The 22,856-nt window shown below is 70.6% G+C and carries 25 protein-coding genes; 7 read left to right on the top strand and 18 right to left on the bottom strand.

Annotation, left to right across the window (positions count from 1 at the left end):
- Positions 1 to 279: 279 nt before the first annotated feature.
- From DEJ06_RS14155 to DEJ06_RS14210, 12 genes are all read right to left on the bottom strand, one after another.
- A complete protein-coding gene (locus DEJ06_RS14155) occupies positions 280 to 1,602 on the bottom strand; it encodes an ATP-dependent RecD-like DNA helicase (RefSeq protein ID WP_111030936.1) in 1,323 nt (440 codons plus the stop codon).
- A complete protein-coding gene (locus DEJ06_RS14160) occupies positions 1,599 to 3,641 on the bottom strand; it encodes a cytochrome c oxidase assembly protein (RefSeq protein WP_111039735.1) in 2,043 nt (680 codons plus the stop codon). Before DEJ06_RS14160 ends, DEJ06_RS14155 begins: the two co-directional genes overlap by 4 nt.
- A 163-nt stretch (positions 3,642 to 3,804) precedes the next feature.
- Entirely contained in the window at positions 3,805 to 4,092 is a 288-nt protein-coding gene (locus DEJ06_RS14165) for an HU family DNA-binding protein (RefSeq protein WP_017886454.1), read from the bottom strand.
- A 290-nt stretch (positions 4,093 to 4,382) separates the two neighbouring features.
- The gene (rpsN, locus tag DEJ06_RS14170; protein WP_111039736.1) at positions 4,383 to 4,688 is read right to left on the bottom strand and encodes a 30S ribosomal protein S14; all 306 of its coding nucleotides are present in this window, start codon (positions 4,686 to 4,688) and stop codon (positions 4,383 to 4,385) included.
- Positions 4,689 to 4,690: 2 nt separating this feature from the next.
- Positions 4,691 to 4,861, bottom strand: coding sequence for a 50S ribosomal protein L33 (gene rpmG, locus DEJ06_RS14175; protein WP_017886456.1), 171 nt, complete (start codon positions 4,859 to 4,861; stop codon positions 4,691 to 4,693).
- A complete protein-coding gene (gene rpmB, locus DEJ06_RS14180) occupies positions 4,861 to 5,097 on the bottom strand; it encodes a 50S ribosomal protein L28 (RefSeq protein ID WP_027464952.1) in 237 nt (78 codons plus the stop codon). The genes rpmG and rpmB overlap by 1 nt, the downstream gene beginning before the upstream one ends.
- Positions 5,098 to 5,528: 431 nt before the next feature.
- Positions 5,529 to 6,224 (bottom strand): alpha/beta fold hydrolase, encoded by a 696-nt coding sequence (locus tag DEJ06_RS14185; protein WP_071246243.1) that lies wholly within the window; start codon positions 6,222 to 6,224, stop codon positions 5,529 to 5,531.
- A gap of 10 nt (positions 6,225 to 6,234) precedes the next feature.
- Positions 6,235 to 6,660 carry a Fur family transcriptional regulator gene (locus DEJ06_RS14190; RefSeq protein ID WP_111033016.1) on the bottom strand — a complete coding sequence of 142 codons (426 nt, stop codon included), beginning with the start codon at positions 6,658 to 6,660 and terminating at the stop codon, positions 6,235 to 6,237.
- Positions 6,657 to 7,595, bottom strand: coding sequence for a metal ABC transporter permease (locus tag DEJ06_RS14195; protein ID WP_071404908.1), 939 nt, complete (start codon positions 7,593 to 7,595; stop codon positions 6,657 to 6,659). The genes DEJ06_RS14190 and DEJ06_RS14195 overlap by 4 nt, the downstream gene beginning before the upstream one ends.
- Complete coding sequence (locus tag DEJ06_RS14200) at positions 7,595 to 8,440, bottom strand: metal ABC transporter ATP-binding protein (RefSeq protein WP_051596603.1); 846 nt, start codon at positions 8,438 to 8,440, stop codon at positions 7,595 to 7,597. Before DEJ06_RS14200 ends, DEJ06_RS14195 begins: the two co-directional genes overlap by 1 nt.
- Positions 8,441 to 8,487: 47 nt before the next feature.
- Positions 8,488 to 9,399 carry a metal ABC transporter solute-binding protein, Zn/Mn family gene (locus tag DEJ06_RS14205; RefSeq protein ID WP_111039737.1) on the bottom strand — a complete coding sequence of 304 codons (912 nt, stop codon included), beginning with the start codon at positions 9,397 to 9,399 and terminating at the stop codon, positions 8,488 to 8,490.
- Between the two features lie 128 nt (positions 9,400 to 9,527).
- The gene (locus DEJ06_RS14210; RefSeq protein WP_111039738.1) at positions 9,528 to 10,796 is read right to left on the bottom strand and encodes a PTS transporter subunit EIIC; all 1,269 of its coding nucleotides are present in this window, start codon (positions 10,794 to 10,796) and stop codon (positions 9,528 to 9,530) included.
- Between the two features lie 178 nt (positions 10,797 to 10,974).
- Between DEJ06_RS14210 and DEJ06_RS14215 the strand changes: the two genes are divergently transcribed.
- Entirely contained in the window at positions 10,975 to 11,211 is a 237-nt protein-coding gene (locus DEJ06_RS14215; RefSeq protein ID WP_017886464.1) for a PTS transporter subunit EIIB, read from the top strand.
- Entirely contained in the window at positions 11,208 to 11,660 is a 453-nt protein-coding gene (locus DEJ06_RS14220) for a glucose PTS transporter subunit IIA (RefSeq protein WP_027464960.1), read from the top strand. Before DEJ06_RS14215 ends, DEJ06_RS14220 begins: the two co-directional genes overlap by 4 nt.
- 78 nt (positions 11,661 to 11,738) lie before the next feature.
- On the opposite strand, the gene DEJ06_RS14225 is transcribed toward DEJ06_RS14220, so the two are convergent.
- The 6 genes from DEJ06_RS14225 to DEJ06_RS14250 form a co-directional block, all read right to left on the bottom strand.
- Entirely contained in the window at positions 11,739 to 12,473 is a 735-nt protein-coding gene (locus DEJ06_RS14225; RefSeq protein WP_111039739.1) for a GntR family transcriptional regulator, read from the bottom strand.
- 126 nt (positions 12,474 to 12,599) lie between these two features.
- Positions 12,600 to 13,181, bottom strand: a complete 582-nt coding sequence (locus tag DEJ06_RS14230; protein WP_111030920.1) for a GNAT family N-acetyltransferase — start codon at positions 13,179 to 13,181, stop codon at positions 12,600 to 12,602.
- A 139-nt stretch (positions 13,182 to 13,320) separates the two neighbouring features.
- On the bottom strand, positions 13,321 to 14,907 hold the full coding sequence (locus DEJ06_RS14235; RefSeq protein ID WP_111039740.1) for a dihydrolipoamide acetyltransferase family protein: 1,587 nt from the start codon (positions 14,905 to 14,907) through the stop codon (positions 13,321 to 13,323).
- Positions 14,908 to 14,948: 41 nt separating this feature from the next.
- The gene (locus DEJ06_RS14240) at positions 14,949 to 15,908 is read right to left on the bottom strand and encodes an alpha-ketoacid dehydrogenase subunit beta (RefSeq protein WP_071404980.1); all 960 of its coding nucleotides are present in this window, start codon (positions 15,906 to 15,908) and stop codon (positions 14,949 to 14,951) included.
- Positions 15,909 to 15,994: 86 nt separating this feature from the next.
- Positions 15,995 to 17,131, bottom strand: coding sequence for a thiamine pyrophosphate-dependent dehydrogenase E1 component subunit alpha (locus DEJ06_RS14245; protein WP_071404900.1), 1,137 nt, complete (start codon positions 17,129 to 17,131; stop codon positions 15,995 to 15,997).
- Positions 17,132 to 17,154: 23 nt separating this feature from the next.
- Positions 17,155 to 18,234 carry a histidinol-phosphate transaminase gene (locus DEJ06_RS14250; RefSeq protein ID WP_111039741.1) on the bottom strand — a complete coding sequence of 360 codons (1,080 nt, stop codon included), beginning with the start codon at positions 18,232 to 18,234 and terminating at the stop codon, positions 17,155 to 17,157.
- A gap of 61 nt (positions 18,235 to 18,295) precedes the next feature.
- On the opposite strand from DEJ06_RS14250, the gene DEJ06_RS14255 reads away from it, so the two are divergent.
- From DEJ06_RS14255 to DEJ06_RS14275, 5 genes are all read left to right on the top strand, one after another.
- Positions 18,296 to 18,694 carry a phage holin family protein gene (locus DEJ06_RS14255; RefSeq protein WP_071404898.1) on the top strand — a complete coding sequence of 133 codons (399 nt, stop codon included), beginning with the start codon at positions 18,296 to 18,298 and terminating at the stop codon, positions 18,692 to 18,694.
- Positions 18,695 to 18,741: 47 nt separating this feature from the next.
- Positions 18,742 to 19,254, top strand: a complete 513-nt coding sequence (locus DEJ06_RS14260; protein WP_017886476.1) for a low molecular weight protein-tyrosine-phosphatase — start codon at positions 18,742 to 18,744, stop codon at positions 19,252 to 19,254.
- Positions 19,251 to 20,636: an adenylosuccinate lyase gene (gene purB / locus DEJ06_RS14265; protein WP_111039742.1), complete on the top strand. Its 1,386-nt coding sequence runs from the start codon at positions 19,251 to 19,253 to the stop codon at positions 20,634 to 20,636. The genes DEJ06_RS14260 and purB overlap by 4 nt, the downstream gene beginning before the upstream one ends.
- Before the next feature lie 151 nt (positions 20,637 to 20,787).
- Positions 20,788 to 22,008: a hypothetical protein gene (locus tag DEJ06_RS14270; RefSeq protein ID WP_111039743.1), complete on the top strand. Its 1,221-nt coding sequence runs from the start codon at positions 20,788 to 20,790 to the stop codon at positions 22,006 to 22,008.
- A 2-nt stretch (positions 22,009 to 22,010) separates the two neighbouring features.
- Positions 22,011 to 22,817: a L,D-transpeptidase family protein gene (locus DEJ06_RS14275; RefSeq protein ID WP_258372601.1), complete on the top strand. Its 807-nt coding sequence runs from the start codon at positions 22,011 to 22,013 to the stop codon at positions 22,815 to 22,817.
- Positions 22,818 to 22,856: the final 39 nt, after the last annotated feature.

Here is a 22,856-nt window from a genome sequence, read left to right on the forward strand (position 1 = left end):
TGCCGCTTCCGACGGACCCGTTGGGTCCGCTTCGGCCACACGCCGCCGGCACGCGCGCCTGCATGCCCGGACGCACACCGCCGAGCGGTCACGACTCCCCGCTCAGGTGCTTCGGCCGGTCACGAACTGTCGGATGCGGAGTGTCCAGGCGACAACGAGTGACCACTCGGCGCAGGACCGACGGGGAGTCGTGACCGCTCGGCGGTGTGCGTCCGGGCATGCAGGCGCGCGTGCCGGCGGCGTGTGGCCGAAGCGGACCCAACGGGTCAGTCGGACGCGTCAGTCGGCGTCGGGCTCCGCGTCCGGCTGCTTCTTCGGGGCCTCGAGCTCGGTGGCGACGATGCGGGGCGCCTCGGACATGAAGCGTCGGACGTCCAGGTCGACGATGATGTCCTGCGGCCGGAGCGGCCGGGTGAGGAACAGCCCCTCGAGGGAGGTCAGCCGCGACAGCGCCACGTACGTCTGACCCGCGCTGAACACCCGGTTGCCGAGGTCGACCACGGCCCGGTCGTAGGTGCTGCCCTGGGACTTGTGGATGGTCACGGCCCAGGCGAGCCGGAGCGGGAACTGCTGGAACTCCCCGACGGTGTCCTTCTTGAGTTCCTTCTTGTCCGCGTCGTACGAGTACTTGAACTTCTCCCACACCGACGGCTGGACCTCGAACGACTCGCCGTCGACGTCGACCCACACCGTGTCGCGGATGGCCGTCACGATGCCCAGGGTGCCGTTCACCCAGCGCTGGTCGGCGTCATTGCGCAGGAACATCACGTGCGCGCCGGGCTTCAGCTCGAGGGCTTCGTCGGCCGGGAAGTTCCGTCCACCGAAGTCCCCGTTGACGTCGGCCTTGGCGGTCTTCACCTTGCCGGGCAGCCGTTCGAGGGCCGCCTTGTTGATCCGGGCGACCGTGTCGTTGCGGGTCGCCAGGGTGATGGCGTCGTCCGGGGCCGGGCGGGCCCCCGCGGTGTTCAGCTGCTCGGCGATGTCCGCGGTGACCCGACCGTGCCGGACGGCGGTGAGCATCGCGGCGAAGGCGTCGTCGCGCTGCCGGTGCACCGTGGCGAGCTCGATGATGTTGAGCTCGGCTTCGAGCCACACCTTGGCGTCGAAGAACCACATCGACCGGTAGTGGTCGGTGAAGTAGGCGCGCTCGTCGGCGTCGCCGGGCACCGGGGGCAGCTGGTACGGGTCGCCGAACATCACGACCTGCACACCGCCGAACGGCTCGAACTGCCGACCGCGGGCCTTGCGGAGCGACCGGTCCATGCCGTCGAGCAGGTCGGCGTTGACCATCGAGACCTCGTCGATGACCAGGGTGTCGATCGTGTTGAGCAGCTTGCGGGTGTCCGGGCCCTGCCGCAGCTCGGCGTCGGCGATGAGCCCGATCGGCAGCCGGAACAGCGAGTGGATCGTCTGGCCGCCGACGTTGAGCGCGGCGACCCCCGTCGGGGCGCAGATGACGACCTGCTTCTCGGTGTTCCACGACAGGTGGTTGAGCAGCGTGGACTTGCCCGTGCCGGCCCGGCCGGTGATGAACACGTGGTCACGGGTGTGCTCGATGTACTCGAAGACGGCGCGCTGTTCGTCGCTCAGCTCGATGCTCATCGGGCGTCCGCTCCGGGCGAGGGTTCGAGGTCGTCGCTGCCGTCGTCGAAGTCCAGGTCGTCCTGGTCAACCCGGGAAGCGGGCTCGGCGGCGGCGGTCGGACCGGCCACAGCTGCGTCGCCGGCAGCAACTGCGTCGACGACGTCGGCCGGGTCTCCCCCGTCACGACGCAGCCGCACGAGCACCACCACGACCACGGTCACCAGGAGCAGCACCCCGGCGACGATCAGCACCAGGCCCGCCCGGGCCTGGTCGACGAGCGGATCGGGCCCCCACGTCCGGCCCATCGCGCCGAACCACGATGCCTGCAGCAGCCCGAGCGGCCCGCGCATCGCGATGCCGAGCGAGACGATGCCCGCCGCGATCACCACCGCCCCGACGATCCGGACGACGGCGGCAGCCGTGGTCGGGCGGCGGTGCCCGGCAGGGATCGGTGTGCAGAGCGTCGGGACGGCCAGCAGCCCGACCAGCAGGAACACGGCGTCGCTGACGGTACGACCGGTGGGGTCGCTCACGGACCACCGGACGGCATCGGTGGCGAAGAAGGCCCACCACAGGGCTGCCGCGAGCAGGAACGCGGGGAACGGCTGGGCCAGGTACCGCACGGACGGGTGCTCGACGATGACGTCGGTCCACTCACGCACCCCGGTGCTGTCGTCGCTGCGGGGGTGCACGGCGGCGCGGATCAGGGCGACCGGTGCCGCCGCCCACACCAGGGCGGGGACCACCAGGCCGAGCAGCACGTGGGCGCCGACGTTCGCCGAGACCAGGAACCGGTCGTACTGGTGGAGCGAGCCCGAGGTCGCGACCACCAGGGACACGATCGCCAGGGCCGCGGCGATCGAGCGTCGCGCCGGCCACCGCACGCCGCTCCGCCGCAGTCGCACGACGCCGGCCACGTACGTCGCGGCGAGCAGCACGGCGGCCATCAGCCAGAACAGGTCGATGTTCCACTGGGTCAGCCAGCCCCACGCACCGGGCGCGTGCGGCAGCAGGTCGTCGGTCAGGAGCTCCGCCGGGCTCGGGTCGGTGGTCTTGCTCAGGGCGATCTGGTCGACCGGGGTGGCGGTCCGTCCGAGTGCCGCGGCGAACCCCGACGCCACACCCATCACCGCGAGTTCGACGACGATGAGGGTCCAGAAGGGCCGCTGCCGACCGGGCGAGGTGGTCAGCGCACGGATGGCCCGACGGCGCTGCACCGCGCCGAGGACCCCGATGGCGACGATCGCGCCGATCTTCACCAGGACGAGCGTGCCGTACGGGGTGAACAGGTTCGACAGCGCTCCGACGCGGATCTGCGCCGACGCGGTGCCCGAGACGGCGACGAGCACGAAGCAGCCGAGGGCGATGCTCGAGTACCGCGCCACGACCACGGCCAGCCGCTCCCCGGGCAGCACCCCGCGCAGCAGCACGAGCATGACGAGCCCACCGACCCACAGCGCCGCACCGACCAGGTGCAGCCCCAGTGCCGTCACGGCGGCGTCGTGGCTCGCGGTGCCGGCGGCGTGGCCCTGCTGCGCGAGCGGGATGAGGCCGATCATCGAGACGCCAGCGGTCAGGGCGACCATGCCCCGCGAACGGACGGCGAAGCAGAGCACCGTGACGGCCGCGGCGACGAGGACGGTCACGAGCCAGGCGAGCCCGAGCTCGGTGCCGGTGAGGAAGACCCCCATCGACTGCCCGAACTGCTCGTCGATGCTGATGCGCGAACCGGCGACGCTGAGGAACGTGCAGAACGTGGCGACGGCCGACGCGACCGTCCAGACACCACTGGCCCCGGCGGCGACGTCGATCGCGCGGTTCCACTCGGGGCCGGAGCGCGAGAGGCCGATGGTCGCCAGTGCGAGCCCACCGATCGTGGTGGCCGCGGACAGGTCGACGACGAGCCGGGCGATCGGCAGCCCGAAGCGGACGACGGGCCCTGGGTCGGCGATGAGTGCGGGGTTCGCGCCCCCACCGATGACGAGTGCCGTGAGCAGCGCCACGAACCCGACGAGCAGGAGCACGGCGGGACCGGCGATGCGCGCGATCCGATTCACCCGTCAAGCCTAGGCGGTGCCCACCCGGCCGACGGACGGGGCGGGCCGATCTGTGCAAACCGGCACGGGCCTCCAGGCCAGGACCCGCGCACCACGCGCCCGCGCGCCCCGGGAACGACGAAAGGGACGGCCGAAGCCGTCCCTCCCGATGCGCGGAACAGTCTTACTTGACCGCAGCCTTGAGCTTCGAGCCGGCGCTGACCTTGACCGAGTCGCTCGCGGCGATCTCGATGGCGTCACCCGTCTGCGGGTTGCGGCCGGTGCGGGCGGCGCGGTGCGTCTTCTCGAAGGCGATCCAACCGGGGATCGTGACCTTCGTGCCGTCGGCGACGGACGACGAGACGACGCTGAAGAGCGCGTCGACGACGCCGTTGACGGTGGCCTGGCTCTGGCCGGACTCAGCGGCGACGGCAGCGACGAGCTCGGTGCGGTTCAGTGACTTGTCAGCCATGGATGTCCTCCTCGGACTTCTTGCAGTATCGGTCGGACGCACGTGTCGTCCGGCGCCCGGAGCGGTTGCCCCGTGCCACGGTGCCAGTGGGCCGAGGGCCCGGCGGAACCGGAGTTGAACCTACCAGCCGCCGGGGGTGAAAACCGCCGACTCGCCCGGATTTCCGGGGTTGTCGGGGCTCCGAGGGGGTGCTGGAGGGGCAGATGTGACGAATGACGGCTCGCATGTACCCCGTACACAGCGAACGCCCCGCCACCAGGAGGTGACGGGGCGTCGTGTACTGCGAGTGCTTACCAGGAGCTCTTCGTGATGCCGGGGAGCTCGCCGCGGTGGGCCATGTCACGGAAACGGACACGGCTGATGCCGAACTCACCGAGGTGGCCACGGGGGCGGCCGTCGATGGCGTCGCGGTTGCGGTAGCGGATGGGCGATGCGTCGCGGGGCAGCTTCTGCAGGCCCACGCGGGCGGCCTCACGCGACTCGTCGGTGCCGTTCGGGTCCACGAGGGCCTTCTTCAGCTCGAGACGACGCTCGACGTAGCGCGCGATGATGACGGCACGCTGGTTGTTCTTCGCGATCTTGCTCTTCTTCGCCATGCTTAGCGCTCCTCACGGAAGTCGACGTGCTTGCGGATCACCGGGTCGTACTTCTTGAGCACGAGTCGGTCGGGGTTGTTCCGACGGTTCTTCTTGGTCACGTAGGTGAACCCGGTGCCCGCCGTCGAGCGGAGCTTGATGATCGGACGGATGTCCTGACCCTTTTTCGCCATCAGATCTTCTCCCCACGGGCGAGGAGATCCTTGACGACGGACTCGATGCCACGTGCGTCGATCACCTTGATGCCCTTCGCGCTGAGCGTGAGCGTGACGTTACGACGAAGCGAGGGCACGTAGTACGTCTTCTTCTGCACGTTCGGGTCGAAGCGACGCTTCGTCCGGCGGTGCGAGTGCGAGATGTTGTGACCGAAGCCGGGAACGGCGCCGGTCACCTGGCACACTGCTGCCATGGTTTCCTCCTGAGTACCGTGCGACCGGACGGCCGCACCCAAGTTCACTTGCCTGGTGCGCACGCGCAGTGCCACCGGGGTGGCCGTGCGAGGGGGTTGTGTGCACCGCCCAGGTCCGCATCCCCTGTCGAAGGAGAGCCGGACACCGCGCGACCGCGGCGTTCGCGACGGTCGGAGGGCTTGGAACAACGGGTCCGCCGCGCGGACGCGGAGAACCAGGGGTCCACGTTACGCGAGGACCGGGCGTGTCGCAAGCCGCGCCTCCAGGCCTGGAGGCCCGTGGCGGCCGACCGCCCCGCTCACGTGGCCCCGTTGGTCGCCCCCACGGCGTTCGAGTGTGCAGAAGACACCGGGTGCCGGAGGCGGACCCGACGTCTTCTGCTCACTCGACGGCGACGCGCGCTCGAGGCCGCGCGCTCGGCGCTGCGCGCCTACGGCGCCTGCGTCGGCTTGGGCGCCAGCGCCTGCACCATCAGCTCGCCGAGCTGCTGCGGCGCCGTGAACATCGGCCAGTGGCCGGTCTCGAGCCCGACGATGGAGAGTTCCTCGGTCGCGACGAGCTCCGCCGCCCAGGCCTGGTGGTCCGCCACCATCGCCAGCAGCTCGGCGGCGGGGATTTCGCAGGTGATGATCGTCGCGGGGATCGTGTGCCGTGCCGGGTCGGCGTAGTGGAACCGGTCGGACGGCACCGAGGCCGGCTCGGGGATCGCCCGGTGCTCGACGTCCTGCCGGACCTCGGGCGTCATGCCCCGGACGGTGGCGGGCTCCCAGATGTCCCACGACGGCAGCGGCACGACCCCGTCGACCACGGGCAGCTCGTCGTTGACGCACCCGCCCTCGGGCCCCGGGAACGTGTCGACGTAGAGCAGGTGCGCGACGAGCGACGGGCGCTGGTCGGCGGCCATGTACGCGATCGGCCCGGCACCCGAGTGTCCGGCGAGCACGACGGGTTCGTCGGCGGACGCGACGTCGTCCAGGATCGCGACCAGCGCGGCGACCTGCTCGTCGAGCGTGTCACCATCGCGCGTGACGGCCTGCACCGAGTGCCCGGCTTCCCGGAGCACCGGGGCGACGTCGTCCCACGCGCTCGCGTCGAGCCAGAACCCGGGGACCAGGATGACGTGCATGCGGGGCAGGTTACTCGCCGGTGGAGTCCGTCGTGCGGGCTGCCGTGCAGACGGCGCACTCGCCGAAGATGTCGACGACGTGGCTGGCGTTGGTGAACCCGTTGGCGGCGGCGACGTCCTGCGCCCACTGCTCCACCGGGTCCGCCTCGATCTCGACGGTCCGGCCGCAGTTCCGGCAGATCAGGTGGTGGTGGTGCGCGTCCGTCGTGCACGCCCGGTACAGCGATTCGCCGTCCTGCTGCAGCGAGTCGGCATCACCCTCGGTGGCCAGGTCGGCGAGCGCCCGGTAGACGGTGGCCAGACCGATGGTCGATCCCTCGTCCCGCAGGTGCTGGTGCAGCGCCTGCGCACTGACGAACCCCTCGGTCGAGTCGAGGGCTCCGCGCACCGCTTCGCGCTGCCACGTGTTCCGCTTGGTCTTCTGCACGGCGTTCATGCTGACACCTCTTCCTTCCGACCGGCTGTCGACGTCGTCCCTGCCTGGAGGCCCGGCTCGCCCCCGCCACGCTGGCTCCGGCCGGCGACGCGGTTGCGTCCCCGCTTGTCGCGTCGCGACCCGATGATCCGGCAGACCACCCAGATCGCGAACGAGATGGTCGTCACGTACGGACTGATCGGCAGGCCGCCGCCCAGTGCCAGCAGGATGCCACCGACGACCGACGTCACCGCGAACACCGTCGACAGCACCGGCACGACGACCGGGTGCGAGCTGAGGCGCAGGGCAGCGGCCGCCGGGGTGACGAGCAGGGACAGCACGAGCAACGCACCGACGATCTGCACCGACACGGCGGTGGCCAGTCCGAGCACGAGCATGAACACGATCGCGAGGGTCCGCACCGGGATCCCCGCGGCCGCAGCCACGTCGGGGTCGACCGAGGCGAACATCAGCGGGCGCCAGATGACGAGCAGCGTCGCCACGACGATCGCGGCGACCACGATCAGGAACGTCAGCTGCGGGTTGTCGACCGAGACGATCTGCCCGGTGAGCAGCCCGAACTTGTTGGCGGCCCGGCCCTTGTAGAGCGCCAGGCAGAGGATGCCGAGCCCGAGCCCGAACGGCATGAGGACGGCGATGATCGAGTTGCGTTCCCGGGCACGCGACCCGAGGAGACCGATGAGCAGGGCGGCGATGACCGACCCGACGAGTGAGCCGGACACCACGTTCACCCCGAGCAGCAGCGAGGCGCTGGCCCCGGCGAACGAGAGCTCCGAGATGCCGTGCACGGCGAACGGCATGTTCCGGGCGACGACGAACGGGCCGATGAGGCCGCCGACGATGCCGAGCACCGCGCCGGCCCAGATCGAGTTCTGCACGAGCACGAGGAGCTCGCCGTAGTCCTGGAACGAGAAGACGGTCGACAGCAGGTCCATCAGATCCGCCCTTCGTCGGGCTGGTCGGCGTGCGGGTCGACCTCGCCCGGGTGGTGCTCGTGGGCCTCGTTGGCCCCGACGATGACGATGCGCCCCATGGTGCGGACGACGTCGACGGGCGTGCCGTACAGGTCGCTGAGCACGTCGGCACGCAGGACCTCGTCTGGTGAACCGATCCGGAACCGACCGCCGGCGATGTAGAGGACCCGGTCGACGACGTCGAGGATCGGGTTGACGTCGTGCGTCACGAAGAGCACGGCGGCCTCGCGCTGCCGGCGCTCACGGTCGATGAGCTCGGTGATCCCGCGCTGGTGTCGCAGGTCGAGCGAGATGAGGGGTTCGTCGCACAGCAGCAGGGCGGGGTCGGCTGCGATGGCCTGCCCGACGCGGGTGCGCTGCTGCTCGCCGCCGGAGAGCTCGGCGACGGGGGCGTCCGCGAAGGCGGTGGCGCCGACCTCGTCGAGGACCCGGTCGATGCGCATCCGGTCGGCCTTCGACGCACGTCGGATGCCCCACCGGTGCCCGGTCACGCCCTGGGCGATCATGTCCCGCGCGCGCAGGGGCGTCCCCGCCTCCATCAGGCGCTGCTGCGGGATGTAGCCGATCTTCCGGTGGCCGCGGTGCACCGGCTGCCCGAGGAACGACATCGTGCCGCTCGTGAGCCGCTGCTGCCCGAGGACGGTGCGGAGCAGTGAGGTCTTGCCGGCGCCGTTCGGACCGAGGACCGCGACGAACTCCCCCGGCGCGAGGTCGAGGTCGAGGCCTGCCCAGAGCTTCCGGGCGCCGTAGGACAACCCGGCGTCGCGGAGCGCGAGGACCGGACGAGCCGCAGCCCGGTCGTCCACCGTGGTGGTCGCCGGGCTGGGGGTCGCCGCTGCTGCGGTCGAGGTCGTCACTTCTGGAGCGCTGCCTTCACCGCGTCGATGTTCGCCTGCTGCCACGAGACGTAATCCTGCCCCTTGGGGAGCGTCTCCGTGACACCGACGACGGGGATGTCGTTCTGCTCGGCCGCCTTCTGGACCTGCTCGGTCTCGGGGCTGGACGCCTGGTTGTTGTAGGCGAGGAGCTGCACGCGCTTGCCGGTGAACAGCGCGAGGGTGTCGCGGAGGGCCGCCGGCGGGACGTCGTCGCCTTCCTCGATGGCCTCGGAGAAGTCCGGCGGGGTCTCGTTCTCGAGCCCCATCGCGTCGAACAGGTACCCGGGCACCGGCTCCGTGTACGCCACCTTGTCGCCGGAGTCCTGCTTCTTGACGGCGTCGGTCTGGGACTCGAGGTCCTCGAGCTTGGTGGTGAGCGTGGCGGCGTTCTTCTCGAAGGCGTCCTTGCCGCTCTCGTCGAGCGCACTGAGATCCTTCGTGACCGCCTCGACCAGCTTCACCATCGTGGGGTAGCTGTAGAAGACGTGCTCGTTGAACTCGGCGCTGCCGCCCTTGTCGAGGCCGGAGAGCTTCACGACGTTGATCGTGTCCGCCTTGGTGTCCGAGGCGTTCGCGAGCGTCGTCATGAAGTCGTCGTACCCGCCACCGTTCTCGATGAGCAGGTCGGCCTTGGAAACGGAGAGCTGCGTGCGGGCGCTCGACTCGAACGAGTGCGGGTCCTGCGACGGGTCGCTCAGGATGCTCGTCACGGTGACGGCGTCGCCACCGATCGTCTTGACGATCGAGCCGTAGACGTTGGTGGAGGCGACGACGTTGACCGTGCCGTCACCGCTGGCCTCCCCCGAGGCGGACGAGGTGGCGCACCCGGTCAGGGCGAGCGCGGCGGCGCCGGCGACGAGCGGGAGGGCGAGGAGGCGGTTGTGCATGGCACGACGCTAACGCCTACTGATAACGATTGTCAAAACCGCTATGAGGGCTCTCAGCGCGACCCGGAGACGGACGGGAGGCCCGGTGCCAGCTGGCACCGGGCCTCCCGTCATGGAGACGCTCGCGTCTACGGCTTGGTGGCCGCGTCGATCGTGTTCTCGGCGATCGTGTCCTCTTCACGCCCGGGGGTGCGGAGGTTCCACTTCTTGATCACGAAACTGAACAGGAAGTAGTAGACGACCGCGTAGCCGAGGCCGATCGGGATGAGCCAGATCGCCCCGTCCGCCTTGCCGAAGTTCAGCACGTAGTCGATCGCGCCGGCCGAGAACGAGAACCCGTCGTGGATCCCGAGGGCGTTCACCAGGGCGAGCGAGGTGCCCGTGAGCACCGCGTGGATGATGTACAGCGGGAACGCGACGAACATGAACGAGTACTCGAGCGGCTCGGTGATGCCCGTGACGAACGAGGTCAGTGCGGCGGAGATCATGATGCCGCCGACGAGCTTGCGGTTCTGCGGCTTGGCGTTGCGCCAGATCGCCAGGGCGCCGGCGGGCAGCGCGAACATCATGATCGGGAAGAAGCCGGTCTGGAAGATGCCGGCGGTCGGGTCGCCGTTGAGGAAGCGCGCGATGTCGCCGTGGTAGATCACGCCGTCCGCGCCCGTGAAGCTGCCGAGCTGGAACCACGGGAAGAAGTTGAGCAGCTGGTGCAGCCCGATCGGGATGAGCATGCGGTTCACGAAGCCGAAGATGCCGCCACCGATCACGGCGTTGTCGGCCACGGCCGTACCCGCCGCGGTCAGCGCGATGTCGAAGTAGCGGTACACGAACGACATCGCGACGGCGATGACGAGACCCGCGACCGCGGTGAGGATGGGGACGAGGCGACGGCCCGAGAAGAACCCGAGGAAGTCGGGCATCTTCGTGCGGTGGAACTTCTCCCACATGACCGCGGAGACGAGCCCCATCACGATGCCGCCGAGCACCCCGAAGTTGATCATCGCCTGGTCGCCGTTGGCGTCCTTCACACCGTCGAGGACGATCGGCGACATCACCTTCCAGACCTCGAACATGACCATGTAGCCGACGACCGCCGCGAGCGCGGTGGTGCCGTCGGACTTCTTCGCCCAGCCGATCGCGATGCCCACTGCGAAGAGCAGCGGCAGCCAGTTGAAGACACCGTTTCCGGCCGCCGAGATGACTCCGGCCCACTGGCCGAAGCCGGGGATCGCACCGAGGAGGTCGGGCTGGCCGATGCGGAGCAGGATGCCCGCTGCAGGCATGACCGCGATCGGCAGGAGCAGGCTCCGTCCGAGGCGCTGGGCCTGTGCGAACAGCCGTGACTGCTTCTTCGGCTTCTTCTTCTCCGGCACATCCGTGGCAGTGGTGGCGCTCATCGGAGGTCCTCTCGTCATTGGGTGGAGCTGTCGGGGTGAGTTGAGTCGTGCAGCCAGCGCAGGTAACCTCGGCGGTGTCGCCAGGTCCGGTCCTGTCCGGTCATGACCAGTTCCGTAGTCTGATCCGAGAGCGGTCCGGTGTCAACCTGCGACGCAAACCCTTAACGAGGAGGAAACGATGGCCGACATCAAGGCAGCCGACATCATCGCCGCACTCGGCGGTGCCGAGAACATCGAAGAGGTCGAGGGCTGCATCACGCGCCTCCGCGTCGAGGTCGAGGACGGGGACCTGGTCGACAAGGCCGCCCTGCAGGCAGCCGGAGCCCAGGCCGTCGTCGGAGGCGGCACCGGCTGGCAGGTCATCGTCGGCACGGTCGCCGACAACCTCGCCCAGGACATCCAGGACGAACTGTGACCGTCGTCCGCACCCCGTTCGGCGGCCCGGTCGTCGCCCTCGCCGACGTGCCCGACCCGGTGTTCGCCGGGCAGCTCGTCGGCGCCGGCGTCGCGGTCGACCCGACGGGCGTCGAGGGCGCGGTCACCGCGGTGGCCCCGGTCGACGGCACCATCGTGAAGCTGCACCCGCACGCGTTCGCCCTGCAGGGCGCCGCTGGCACCGACGTCCTGGTGCACGTCGGCATCGACACCGTGAAGCTCTCCGGCGAGGGCTTCGAGCTCCTCGCGACCGAGGGCGACACCGTCACCGCCGGTGACCCCGTCGTCCGGTTCACCCCCTCGGTGATCTCAGCAGCCGGGTACTCGCCGATCTGCCCGGTCGTGGTGCTCGGGTCCACGGCCGACAGCGTCGACCAGGGGACGGTCGGCACCACGGTGCTCGACGGCGACACCCTCTTCGAGGTCTAGGGCCACTTCCCCCTTCGAGAGCGACTGTGTACTGCGGAACACCCGCGGCACACAGTCGCTTTCGTGTTGTCGGGCGGACTACGCGACCGCGGGGGTCGCGGTGACCTCCATCTGCACCCGGTAGCGGTCCGATCGGTACCAGCTGCGGGTGTGCTCCACGGGTCGTTCCCCCGCGTACGACACCCGGTCGAACTCGAGGACCGGTGCTCCGGTCTTCGTCCCGAGCAGGGTCGCGACGTCGTCGGCCGCCGGGTTCGCCGCGACGGTCTGCTGCGCGCGGTCGATCGGGGTGCCGTACTCCGTGGCGATGATCGAGTACACCGACCCCGACAGGTCGTGCTCGAGCAGGCCCGGGAACGCGTCGGCCACGAGCCAGGCGTCGTCGATCGACACCGGGGCGCCGTCAGCCATCCGCAGGCGCTTCACGTGGAAGGCCGGCACGTCCGGGTCGATCCGCAGGGCCGCGGCGGTGTCGGCCGGCGGTACCCGCTCTTCGCGCACGAGCACCACGGTGGTCGGCTCGTGCCCCATCGCCCGCATCTCCTCGGTGAACGAGGCGAGGTGCAGCGTCGACTGCACGGGCCGGTGCGCGACGAAGGTGCCCTTGCCGCGGACGCGCTCCAGGTAGCCCTCGTTCACCAGCTGCCCGAGGGCTTCACGCACGGTGATCCGCGAGACGCCGTACTCGGCGATGAGCTGCCGTTCGGACGGGATCGCAGCACCGGGAGCCAGTCGCGTGGTGACGAGGTCGAGCAGGATGCGCCGCAGCTGCTGGTGCTTCGGTTCGGCACCCTCGGTGATGCGGCTCGTCATGCGTCCCTCGTGCTCCGTTGCTGGTCCTGGGCGGTGGTCATGCGCGGACATGACCAGTGCCCATCACAGTAGCGAGTCAGGCCGGGAAGACCAACGTGCGCGGCGACGAACGAACGGAGCGGGCGTTCAGGCGTTGGCGACGAGCCAGGCGAACTGCTCGTCGGAGAGCAGCCGATCGGTCCAGACCTGCCCCTCGACGCCGGCGGCGGCGCGGTTCTGCGCGGCGGGAGCCCCCTGCCACACCAGCGACAGCCCGGCACGACGCAGCACGGCTGCAGAAGCAGGGTTGTTCGTGAGCACCCGGCCGGTCACCGGGACGTCCGGAGCGGTGTCGGCGGCGGCACGCACGGCAGCGAGGGCGATCTCGGACGCGAAGCCCTGCCCCCATGCCGCGGGCGCCAGGCGGTAGCCGAGGTTCCAGACCCCACCGGCGGTCATGTCGACCCCGCCCACACCGACGAAGGCGTGGTCGGAGGCGCTGCGGACCGCCCAGGACCCGAGGCCGTGGCGTGCACGACCGCCGATCTTGCGCTGCACCATGTCCACGCTCGAGCTCCGCGCCACGTGCCGCCCCGTGGGCAGGTGCTGCCACGTGCGGGCGTCCGAGAAGAGCGCGTGCACGTCGTCGATGTCTGCCGGGGTCAGCGGGGTGAGCAGGAGGCGATCCGTTCGGATCTCCTGCGAGGGGGTCAGGAGCTGGTGGACCATGCACCGATCATGCCGCCGACCCCCGACATCCGTGTGAACACCACGCGACGTTTGCGGAAGCCCGCAGATGGTGAGCAGGAATGGTCGAGTGGCTCGAAGCAACCCGACCACTTCTGCTCACGAAGCGGAACGACCGACGCTAGTCGAGCAGGAGCGCGGGCTCCTCGAGCACCGAGGCGACGTCGTGCACGAAGCGGGACGCCACGTCACCGTCGACGACACGGTGGTCGAACGACGCACCGATCGTGGTCACCATGCGCGAACGGACCTCGCCGTCGACGACCCACGGCTTCGGCTTGATCGTGCCCATCGCGACGATCGCGACCTCGCCGGGGTTGAGGATCGGGGTCCCGGTGTCCATGCCGAACACACCGATGTTCGTGATCGACACCGTGCCGTTCGCCATCTGCTTCGGCGTGGTCTTGCCGTCGCGGGCGGTCAGGGTGAGCTCTTCGAGCGCCTGCGCCAGCTCGAGCAGCGACATGTCCTGCGCGTCCTTGATGTTCGGCACGATGAGCCCGCGCGGGGTCGCCGCGGCGATGCCGAGGTTCACGAAGTGGTGGACGATGATCTCGCGGTCGGTCCAGGTCGAGTTCACCGAACGGTTCCGACGGACGGCCCAGATGACGGCCTTCGCAACGATGAGCAGCGGCGAGACCTTGACGCCGGCGAACGTCGGCGAGGCCTTGAGGCGCTTGACGAACTCCATCGTGTGGGTCGCGTCGACGTCGACGAACAGCGACACGTGCGGTGCCGTGAACGCGGACGTGGTCATCGCGGTGGCGATGGCCTTGCGGACGCCCTTGACCGGGATCGTCTCGCTGCGGACCTCACCCCACTCGGGCGTCTCGATGTTCCGGAAGACGCTGGCCTGCTTCGCGTGCCGGATGACGTCGTCGCGGGTGACCTCGCCGGCAAGACCGGTCGCGACGATCTCGGTCAGTTCGACGCCGAGGTCCTTCGCGAGCTTCCGGATCGGCGGCTTCGCCAGCACGTTGGTCGCGGTGCTCTGCTTGTGCGCGGAGCCCGTGCCGAGGGCGCTGATCGCCTCGGCGGTGCTCTCCTCGCCCGGGTCGACGGAGGCTTCGGCCGCCGCGGCGGTGTCCACACTGGAGGCGCGGCTCGCCTCGGCCGCGAGCGCTGCGGCCCGGCGGGCGCCCGGCTTGCGACGGGAGGGCGACGAGGTCGCCGAGCCGTAGCCGACGAGGACGGCACCGGAGGACTCGTCCGTGCCCTGGACGGAGGCGTCGACCGCGACCGGTTGGACCGGCGCCGCCGGCGCGGCGGCAGGGGCAGGTGCTGCCGGTGCGGGGGCAGCAGCGCGCGCCGGAGCGGGCGGCGTCTGCGCGACCGGGGCCGACGGGGCGGCAGGGGCAGGCGGGGTGGACGCGACCACGGGCGAGACCGGGGCGGACTCGGCGACGGGCACCGTGCCTCCAGGCTGTTCCGCAGGCGGCGTGAGGGCCGCTCCGGAGGCGACCGACGCGTCCGAGTCGACGCGGATGATCGGCTTGCCGACCTCGACCGTGTCGCCCTCGGACACGAGCAGGCCGGTGACGGTGCCGGCGAACGGCGACGGCAGCTCGACGAGCGACTTCGCGGTCTCGATCTCGACGAGCACCTGGTCGACGGCGATCTCGTCCCCGATCGCGACGCGCCACTGCACGATCTCGGCCTCGGTGAGACCTTCACCCACGTCGGGCAGGGGGAATTCGGCGGCGGCCACTACGGCTCCTTCGCGGATCTGGTCGAGCTCGGTCGGACGGGTCAGTAGGCGAGGGCGCGGTCGACGGCCTCGAGGATGCGGTCGGCATCCGGCAGGTGCAGGTGCTCGAGCTTCGACACCGGGAACGGCACGTCGAAGCCGGAGACCCGGAGCGGCGGTGCCTGCATCGTGTAGAACGCCCGCTCGGCGACGGTCGCGGCGATCTCGCTGCCGACGCTGACGAAGCCGGAGGCCTCTTGTGCGATGACCAGGCGACCGGTCTTGCGGACGGAGGCCAGCAGCGGCTCCCAGTCGATCGGCGAGATCGAGCGGAGGTCGATGACCTCGCAGCTGGTGCCCTCGGCCTCGGCGATGTCCGCCGCCTGCATCAGGGTGGCGACCATCGCGCCGTGCCCGACGAGCGTGACCTCGGTGCCGGTGCGGGCGACGCGGGTCGTGTGCATCGGGACGTGGCCGTCGACCAGGTCGACCTGGCCCTTGGGCCAGTAGCGGGACTTCGGCTCGAGGAAGATCACCGGGTCCTTCGACGCGATGGCTTCCTGGATCATCCAGTAGGCGTCGTTCGGGGTGCTCGGGCTGACGACCCGCAGGCCCGGGGTGTGCGCGAAGTACGCCTCGGGGGACTCCTGGTGGTGCTCCACGGCGCCGATGTGGCCGCCGTAGGGGATGCGGATGACGACGGGCAGCGACATGTGCGCCGGCAGGCGGTTCGCCATCTTCGCGAGCTGCGAGGTGATCTGGTCGAACCCGGGCCACACGAAGCCGTCGAACTGGATCTCGACGACCGGGCGGTAGCCGCGCAGGGCGAGGCCGATCGCGGTGCCGATGATGCCGGCCTCGGCGAGCGGGGTGTCCCGCACGCGCTCGGCGCCGAAGCGGTCCTGCAGGCCCTCGGTGATGCGGAAGACGCCGCCCAGCTGGCCGATGTCCTCGCCCATCAGCAGGACCTTGTCGTCCGCTTCCATGGCCGCGGCGAGCCCGGCGTTGAGGGCCTTGGCCATCGGCAGGGTCGGGGTGGGGTCGCTCGGGACCTCGCCGGCGCCCGGGTGGGAGCGCAGCGTGTAGTCGAAGAGCTGCTCGGTGGTGCTCATGCGTGGGCGCCCCCTTCGAAGCCGGCCTCGTACTGGGCGAGCCAGGCCTTCTGCTCGGTGATCCGCGGGTGCGGTTCGCGGTACACGTTGTCGAACATGACGTCCACGGACGGTGCGGTCAGGGCGACGGTGCGGCGTCGGACGTCGGCGGCGATGTCCTCGCCCTCTTCGTCGAACGCGGCGAACTGCTCGTCCGTCGCGCCCTTCGAGCGCAGGTACGCCTCGGACCGGACGATCGGGTCGCGGAGGACCCACTCCTCGAGCTCGCCGTCGGCGCGGTACCGGCTCGGGTCGTCGGAGCTGGTGTGCGCACCGATGCGGTAGGTGTCGGCCTCGATGAAGGCCGGGCCCTGGCCGCTGCGGGCGTGCTCGGTCGCGACGACCGACGCCGTGTAGGACGCGAGGATGTCGTTGCCGTCGATCAGGACGCTCGGGATCCCGAAGCCGCGCGGGCGGTCGACGAGCGGCGTCGGGGACTGCACCGACACCGGCACCGAGATGGCCCAGTGGTTGTTCTGCAGGAAGAAGACGACCGGCGCCTTGGTCGACGCGGAGAACACGAAGGCCTCGTTCACGTCGCCCTGGCTGGTGGCGCCGTCGCCGAAGTAGACGATCGAGCAGGCGTCGCGGTCCGGGTCGCCCGTGCCGACGTCGCCGTCGAGCTTCTGGCCGAGCGCGTACCCGGTGGCGTGCAGGGTCTGCGAGCCGATCACCAGCGTGGAGATGTGCGTGTTGCCGCGCTGGTCCGGGTCCCACCCGCCGTGGGTCTGCCCGCGGTACATCGCGATGATCTCCATCGGCTCGACGCCGCGGTGCATCGTGACAGCGTGCTCGCGGTAGGACGGGAACACGTGGTCCTGGGCGCGCAGGGCGAAGGCCGAGCCGGTCTGTGCCGCCTCTTGCCCGTGGCTGGGCACCCACAGGCCGAGCTGGCCGGTGCGCTGGAGGTTGTGGCCGGCGTGGTCGAACCGACGGGTGAGCACCATGCGGCGGTGCATCGCCAGCAGGGTCTCGTCGGGGATCGCCCGCGCGGCGGCGGCGAACTCGGCGTTCTCGTCGGTCTCCACGAACCGACCCTCGGGGTCGAGGAGCCGGACGGTGGTCGTCGCGGGAGCCGCGGCGCGGAATGACATGCGGGCCAGCGTAGCGCCAGGCACTAGTCGGCCACCTGGAGGTCCCCCACAAGTGAGCGGGCTGTTTGGAGGAGCGTTTCCACAGCTTCGTGCTCGCCGATCGAGATGCGGATGCCCTCAGGCGGGAAGGCCCGGACGATGATGCCGGCGGCCTCGAACGCGGCCGCCGCGGTCGCCGTCCGCTCGCCCGTCGGCAGCCAGAGGAAGTTGCCCTGGGCGTCGGGGACGTCCCAGCCCTGTGCCCGGAGCTCGACGACGATCCGGTCGCGCAGGGTGGCGATCTCGGTCACGCGCTCGAGCAGCTCGGCCTCGCGTTCCAGGCTGGCGAGCGCCGCCGCCTGGCCCTGGGCGGTCACGGACAGCGGGATCGCGCAGGCCCGGACGGCGTCGAGCACGTAGTCCGGACCGAGCGCGTAGCCCACGCGGAGCCCGGCGAGCCCGTACGCCTTCGAGAAGGTGCGGAGGACCACGAGGTTGGGGTGCGCGGCGAGCAGCGGGTGACCGTGCACGGCGGCCTCGTCGGTCACGAACTCGGCGTATGCCTCGTCGAGCACGACCAGCACCGACTGCGGCACCGCGGCCATGAACGCGTCGAACTCCGCGGCGGTCACGATCGGCCCCGTCGGGTTGTTCGGCGAGCAGACGAGCACCATGCGGGTGCGCTCGGTGACGGCCGCGGCCATCGCGTCGAGGTCGTGCCCGCCGTCGGCGCGGTTCGGCACCTGCACGCTCGTGGCGCCGGCAACCGTGACGACGCCCGGGTACGCCTCGAACGAGCGCCAGGCGTAGACGATCTCGTCACCAGGGCCGGAGGTCGCGCGGGCGAGCTCGTGCAGGATCGCGACACTTCCCGGGGCGACGTGCACCTGCTCGGCGGTCAGCCCGAAGCGGTTGGCCAGCACGGCGCGCAGGGCGAGGGCGGTGGCGTCGGGGTAGCGGTTGTACGAGGTCTGGGCCTGCACGGCCTCGACGACCCCGGGGAGCGGCGGGAACGGGTTCTCGTTGCTCGACAGCTTGTAGGCGGAGTCGGACGCCTGTCGCCCCTGCTTGTACGCGGGGAGGACGGCCACCTCGGGCCGGATGTGCACACGCTGCTCGCTCACGGGTTCAGGCTACCGGCAGGCCCACGGCACCCACGAGGGGAAGCGAGGGCATCATGGGCGCATGCGATTCCTCGTCCGCCTCGTCGTCAACGCCCTCGCGCTCTGGCTCACCACGCTCATCGTCAGCGGCGTCTCCGTGACGCCGTTCGGTGACGGCGGGACCACTGCGACCGTCCTCACCTTCCTGCTCGTGGCGTTCGTGTTCGGTCTCGTGAACGCGGTGATCGGCACGCTCATCCGGATCGTGGCGTTCCCGCTCTACATCCTCACGCTCGGGCTCATCTCGTTCGTCGTGAACGCGATCCTGCTGCTCATCGTCGCGGGCATCTCGGAGGCGTTCGGCTTCGGGCTCGAGGTCGACTCCTTCGGCTGGGGCATCGTCGGTGCCTTCGTGCTCGCGGTCTTCGCCTGGCTGATCGGGCTCTTCGCCCGCCCGGTGCTCAACCGCCAGCGGGCGTGACCCCGGCGGACCTCGCGGAGGACCCCGCCCTGCGTCATGATGTGCTCATGACCCAGGACGTCGACGCCCCGTTCCGCGTCTCGTTCGTCTGCAGCGGCAACATCTGCCGCTCCCCCATGGCCGGTGTCGTGTTCGCGCAGATCGCTGCGGACGCCGGTCTCGCCGACCGGTTCCAGGTGGAGTCGGCCGGTACCGGTGACTGGCACGTCGGCGAACCCGCCGACGAGCGCACGATCGCAGCGCTGGCGGCGCGCGGATACGATGGCAGCAGGCATCGCGCCCGTCAGTTCGACCCGGACCGGTTCCCGGACCTCGACCTGGTGGTCGCACTCGACCGCTCCCACGAGCGCATCCTGCGTTCGTGGGCCCCGACCATGGACGACTCCGCCAAGGTGACGCTCCTGTTGCGGTACGACGCAGCCTGGCCCCAGCAGGCCGACGTGCCGGACCCGTACTACGCGGACCGGCACGAGTTCGACCGAGTGCTCTCGACCGTCGAACGGGCCTGCCGGGCGCTCTTCCACCAGCTCGAGCCGGCAGTCCGTCAGGGAGCCCCATGACCCCCCTTCCCCCGCAGCCGATCAGCCCGCTCGACGGGCGCTACTACCCGATCGTGCACACGGTGGGCGAGCACCTCTCCGAGGCCGGCCTCAACCGCGCGCGCATCGTGGTCGAGGTCGAGTGGCTCATCTTCCTGACCGACCACGCGATGTTCACCACCTCGCCGCTCAGCGTCGACGACAAGGCAGCACTGCGCCGGATCGTCGAGACCTTCGGCCAGGACCAGATCGCGGAGCTCGCCGAGATCGAGGCGACGACCCGTCACGACGTCAAGGCCGTCGAGTACTTCGTGCGCCGCCGACTGTCCGAGCTCGGGCTCGACGCGATCGCCGAGCTCACCCACTTCGCCGCCACGAGCGAGGACGTCAACAACCTGTCCTACGCACTCACCGTGCGGGACACCGTCGACCAGGTCTGGCTGCCCGGCTTCCGTGCCGTGCTCGAGAAGCTCCGGACGCTCGCCGTCGAGCTGCGGAGCGTGCCGATGCTCTCGCACACGCACGGTCAGCCGGCCACCCCGACGACGCTCGGCAAGGAGCTCGCGGTCGTCGTCTACCGACTCGAGCGCGTGCTCGCCCAGATCGAGGGCGGCGAGTACCTCGGCAAGTTCTCCGGCGCGACCGGCACCTTCTCGGCACACCTCGCCGCCGACCCCGAGGCCGACTGGCCCGCGCTGTCCCGCGAGTTCGTCGAGGGCCTCGGCCTGACGTGGAACCCACTCACCACGCAGATCGAGTCGCACGACTGGCAGGCCGAGCTCTACGACCGGGTGCGTCACGCCAACCGGATCCTGCACAACCTGGCCACCGACGTGTGGACCTACATCTCGATGGGGTACTTCACGCAGATCCCCGTGGCGGGTGCCACCGGGTCGTCGACGATGCCCCACAAGATCAACCCGATCAAGTTCGAGAACGCCGAGGCGAACCTCGAGATCTCGTCGGCGCTCTTCTCGACGCTGTCCGAGACCCTCGTGACGAGCCGACTGCAGCGCGACCTGACCGACTCCACCACCCAGCGGAACATCGGCGTCGCGTTCGGGCACTCGCTGCTCGCACTCGACAACCTGCGCCGCGGTCTGGGCGAGATCGCCGTGAACGAGGCCAAGCTCGCCGACGACCTCGACCACAACTGGGAGGTCCTCGCCGAGGCGATCCAGACGGTCATCCGTGCCGAGGTCACCGCCGGGCAGTCGAACATCGAGGACCCCTACGCGATGCTCAAGGAGCTCACGCGCGGCAAGCGGGTGAGCCAGCAGGACCTCATCGTCTTCGTGAACCGTCTGGACATCTCCGACGGCGCGAAGGCCCGGCTGACCAACCTGACGCCGGCGACCTACACGGGCCTGGCGGACGAGCTGGTCGACCACCTCGACGTCTGAGCACGACGGACCGGCGGCCGGACGGTCGTCGGTCCGTCATCGGATCCGCGTCCGGGGGGTGCGGAATCCTGAGCGGTTCGATAGGTTCGTATCGCTGAGTACATCTCAGCACGGGGGGCGTCGCAGTGGATGCACCCTGTCCACTGACCGGATGGATCTCCACACCGTGCTTCGTTCTCGCATCACCGCGGCCGCCGTCGGCGCCACCGTGCTCGGCGTCTCCGCCGCCCTCGTCCCGACGGTCTCGACCGCCCTGGTGACGAGCACCGCTGCTTCGGCCATCGTCACCTGGACCGACTCGGCCGACGACTTCACCGCCGCGCCGACGGGCACCTTCCCGCTGACCGACCAGTGGTACTGGGCGTCCGTGACCGACCTGGACGGTGGCGGTTCGATCGCCGACCACGCCACGCTGGACGAGGACGGCCTGTCCGTCTCCGAGGGCGAGGCCGTCGGCCTGGTCCGCGGCCTGAACAAGCCCGTGCCCGCGAGCAGCGTCCCCGCCCTCGCCGCCGGCATCAGCATGACGACCACCGGCGCGACGAGCTTCGGTCTCGCGGTCCAGGAGGGCGGCGACACCAGCGCGCAGACCGTGGTCTTCGCCACGGACGCGCCCGAGACCGGTGACGGCGTCGGCATCTCCGACGGCACCAGCAACTGGATCGACCCCGCGACCGGCGAGGTCGAGTCGACGACGGAGCTCACGGCCGACCTCGAGGCCGCCGACGCGCAGGTCGTCGGGTACGTCGTCTACGTCGGCATCGACGTCGCCGCCGACACCACGGCCCCGCCGACGCCCGAGCCGACCGAGACGCCCGCTCCGACCGACGAGCCCACCCCGGCCCCGACCGTCGACGGCACCCCGGCACCGAGCGCGCTGCCCAGCAGCGAGCTGAAGAGCCTCGCCGCCCCGCTCGAGGCGAACGGTCAGTCCCTCGCCGCCGACGCCAGCGGTTCGATCTCCGCGCTGCGCATCGACGACACCACGACGTACTTCACGCCGCAGCCGACCGCGACCGCCGACGCGCCGACGTCCGTGCGCGTGTCACAGACCCTCACCGGATTCCAGGTGACGGGTGCAGGCTTCGCCCCGAACGAGTCCGTCGCGGCGACCATCACGCAGGGTGGCGAGACCTACTCGATCCGCACCAACGCCTCGGTGGCGGACGACGAGGGCGACATCGTCGTCGTGGTGGTCCTGCCCGAGGGCGCCGTGAGCGCCGGCGCGTACACCGCCACGCTCGAAGGCCGGTCCTCGACCCAGACGGCTTCGGCCGATGGCGCCTTCATCGCCGACCCGGCCGCTGCCGGTGACCCGGGCACGGCACCGGTCGCCGTCCCGGTACCCGGAACGGCGAACTTCACGGGCTGATCTTGCCGATCCTCCCGACCGAGCCACGGCGGCGTGCGACTGTGATCGCCGCCGCCGTGGCCGTCGTCTGCGCAGGGGCCGTCGCGTTCGTCGCGCTCGGTCCCCTGTCAGCCGCGCCCGCCCCGACACCGACCCGGTCCGTCGCGGCGCCGACGCCCACCCCGACGACGACACCGGAGCCGACCCGGTCGGCAGCACCCGTCGACGCGCTCGACGCCCCGGCCAGCACCACGGTCGCCGCCGTGACCGGCGCGTCCGTCCCGGTCAGCGCGAGCGCGGGCGGCACGGCGACACAGACCCTCGAGAACCCGCAGGCGTCCGGTGCCCCGCTCGTCTTCCGGGTCGTCGACCAGCAGGACGGCTGGGCGGAGGTGCAGCTCGCACAGCGCCCGAACGGCAGCACCGGCTGGGTGCCGACCAGCGCCGTCAGCCTGACCGAGGACCCGTACGCGATCGTCGTCACCCGCTCGACGAAGACGCTCGACCTGTACAAGGACGGCAAGGTCGTCGACAGCTACCCCGTCGCCACCGGCACCGGCGGCACACCGTCGCCGACCGGCCGGTTCGCGCTGACCGAGCTGCTCGCACCGACCAACGAGGGCTACGGCCCGTACGCGTACGGCACGACGGCGTTCTCGGACGTGCTCAACTCGTTCGGCGGTGGCCCCGGCCAGATCGGGCTGCACGGCACGGAGGACACGTCGAGCATCGGCACCGCCGCCTCGCACGGCTGCATCCGCATGCACAACGCCGACATCACGGCGCTGGCGGAGCGCCTGCCGCTCGGCACGCCGTTCCAGGTGCGCTGACGTTCCAGGTGCGCTGACGTTCCAGGTGCGCTGACGTTC

This window comes from Curtobacterium sp. MCLR17_051, assembly GCF_003234395.1.
Classification (GTDB): Bacteria; Actinomycetota; Actinomycetes; order Actinomycetales; family Microbacteriaceae; genus Curtobacterium; species Curtobacterium flaccumfaciens.

Bases quoted from the DNA above. Each gene is read 5' to 3' on its own strand.
- DEJ06_RS14155 (WP_111030936.1), bottom strand. From the start codon at position 1,602: ATGAGCATCGAGCTGAGCGACGAACAGCGCGCCGTCTTCGAGTACATC.
- DEJ06_RS14165 (WP_017886454.1), bottom strand. From the start codon at position 4,092: ATGGCTGACAAGTCACTGAACCGCACCGAGCTCGTCGCTGCCGTCGCC.
- rpsN (WP_111039736.1), bottom strand. From the start codon at position 4,688: ATGGCGAAGAAGAGCAAGATCGCGAAGAACAACCAGCGTGCCGTCATC.
- rpmG (WP_017886456.1), bottom strand. From the start codon at position 4,861: ATGGCGAAAAAGGGTCAGGACATCCGTCCGATCATCAAGCTCCGCTCG.
- rpmB (WP_027464952.1), bottom strand. From the start codon at position 5,097: ATGGCAGCAGTGTGCCAGGTGACCGGCGCCGTTCCCGGCTTCGGTCAC.
- DEJ06_RS14185 (WP_071246243.1), bottom strand. From the start codon at position 6,224: ATGCACGTCATCCTGGTCCCCGGGTTCTGGCTCGACGCGAGCGCGTGG.
- DEJ06_RS14190 (WP_111033016.1), bottom strand. From the start codon at position 6,660: ATGAACGCCGTGCAGAAGACCAAGCGGAACACGTGGCAGCGCGAAGCG.
- DEJ06_RS14195 (WP_071404908.1), bottom strand. From the start codon at position 7,595: ATGGACCTGCTGTCGACCGTCTTCTCGTTCCAGGACTACGGCGAGCTC.
- DEJ06_RS14205 (WP_111039737.1), bottom strand. From the start codon at position 9,399: ATGCACAACCGCCTCCTCGCCCTCCCGCTCGTCGCCGGCGCCGCCGCG.
- DEJ06_RS14210 (WP_111039738.1), bottom strand. From the start codon at position 10,796: ATGAGCGCCACCACTGCCACGGATGTGCCGGAGAAGAAGAAGCCGAAG.
- DEJ06_RS14215 (WP_017886464.1), top strand. From the start codon at position 10,975: ATGGCCGACATCAAGGCAGCCGACATCATCGCCGCACTCGGCGGTGCC.
- DEJ06_RS14225 (WP_111039739.1), bottom strand. From the start codon at position 12,473: ATGACGAGCCGCATCACCGAGGGTGCCGAACCGAAGCACCAGCAGCTG.
- DEJ06_RS14230 (WP_111030920.1), bottom strand. From the start codon at position 13,181: ATGGTCCACCAGCTCCTGACCCCCTCGCAGGAGATCCGAACGGATCGC.
- DEJ06_RS14240 (WP_071404980.1), bottom strand. From the start codon at position 15,908: ATGGCCAAGGCCCTCAACGCCGGGCTCGCCGCGGCCATGGAAGCGGAC.
- DEJ06_RS14245 (WP_071404900.1), bottom strand. From the start codon at position 17,131: ATGTCATTCCGCGCCGCGGCTCCCGCGACGACCACCGTCCGGCTCCTC.
- DEJ06_RS14255 (WP_071404898.1), top strand. From the start codon at position 18,296: ATGCGATTCCTCGTCCGCCTCGTCGTCAACGCCCTCGCGCTCTGGCTC.
- DEJ06_RS14260 (WP_017886476.1), top strand. From the start codon at position 18,742: ATGACCCAGGACGTCGACGCCCCGTTCCGCGTCTCGTTCGTCTGCAGC.
- purB (WP_111039742.1), top strand. From the start codon at position 19,251: ATGACCCCCCTTCCCCCGCAGCCGATCAGCCCGCTCGACGGGCGCTAC.
- DEJ06_RS14270 (WP_111039743.1), top strand. From the start codon at position 20,788: ATGGATCTCCACACCGTGCTTCGTTCTCGCATCACCGCGGCCGCCGTC.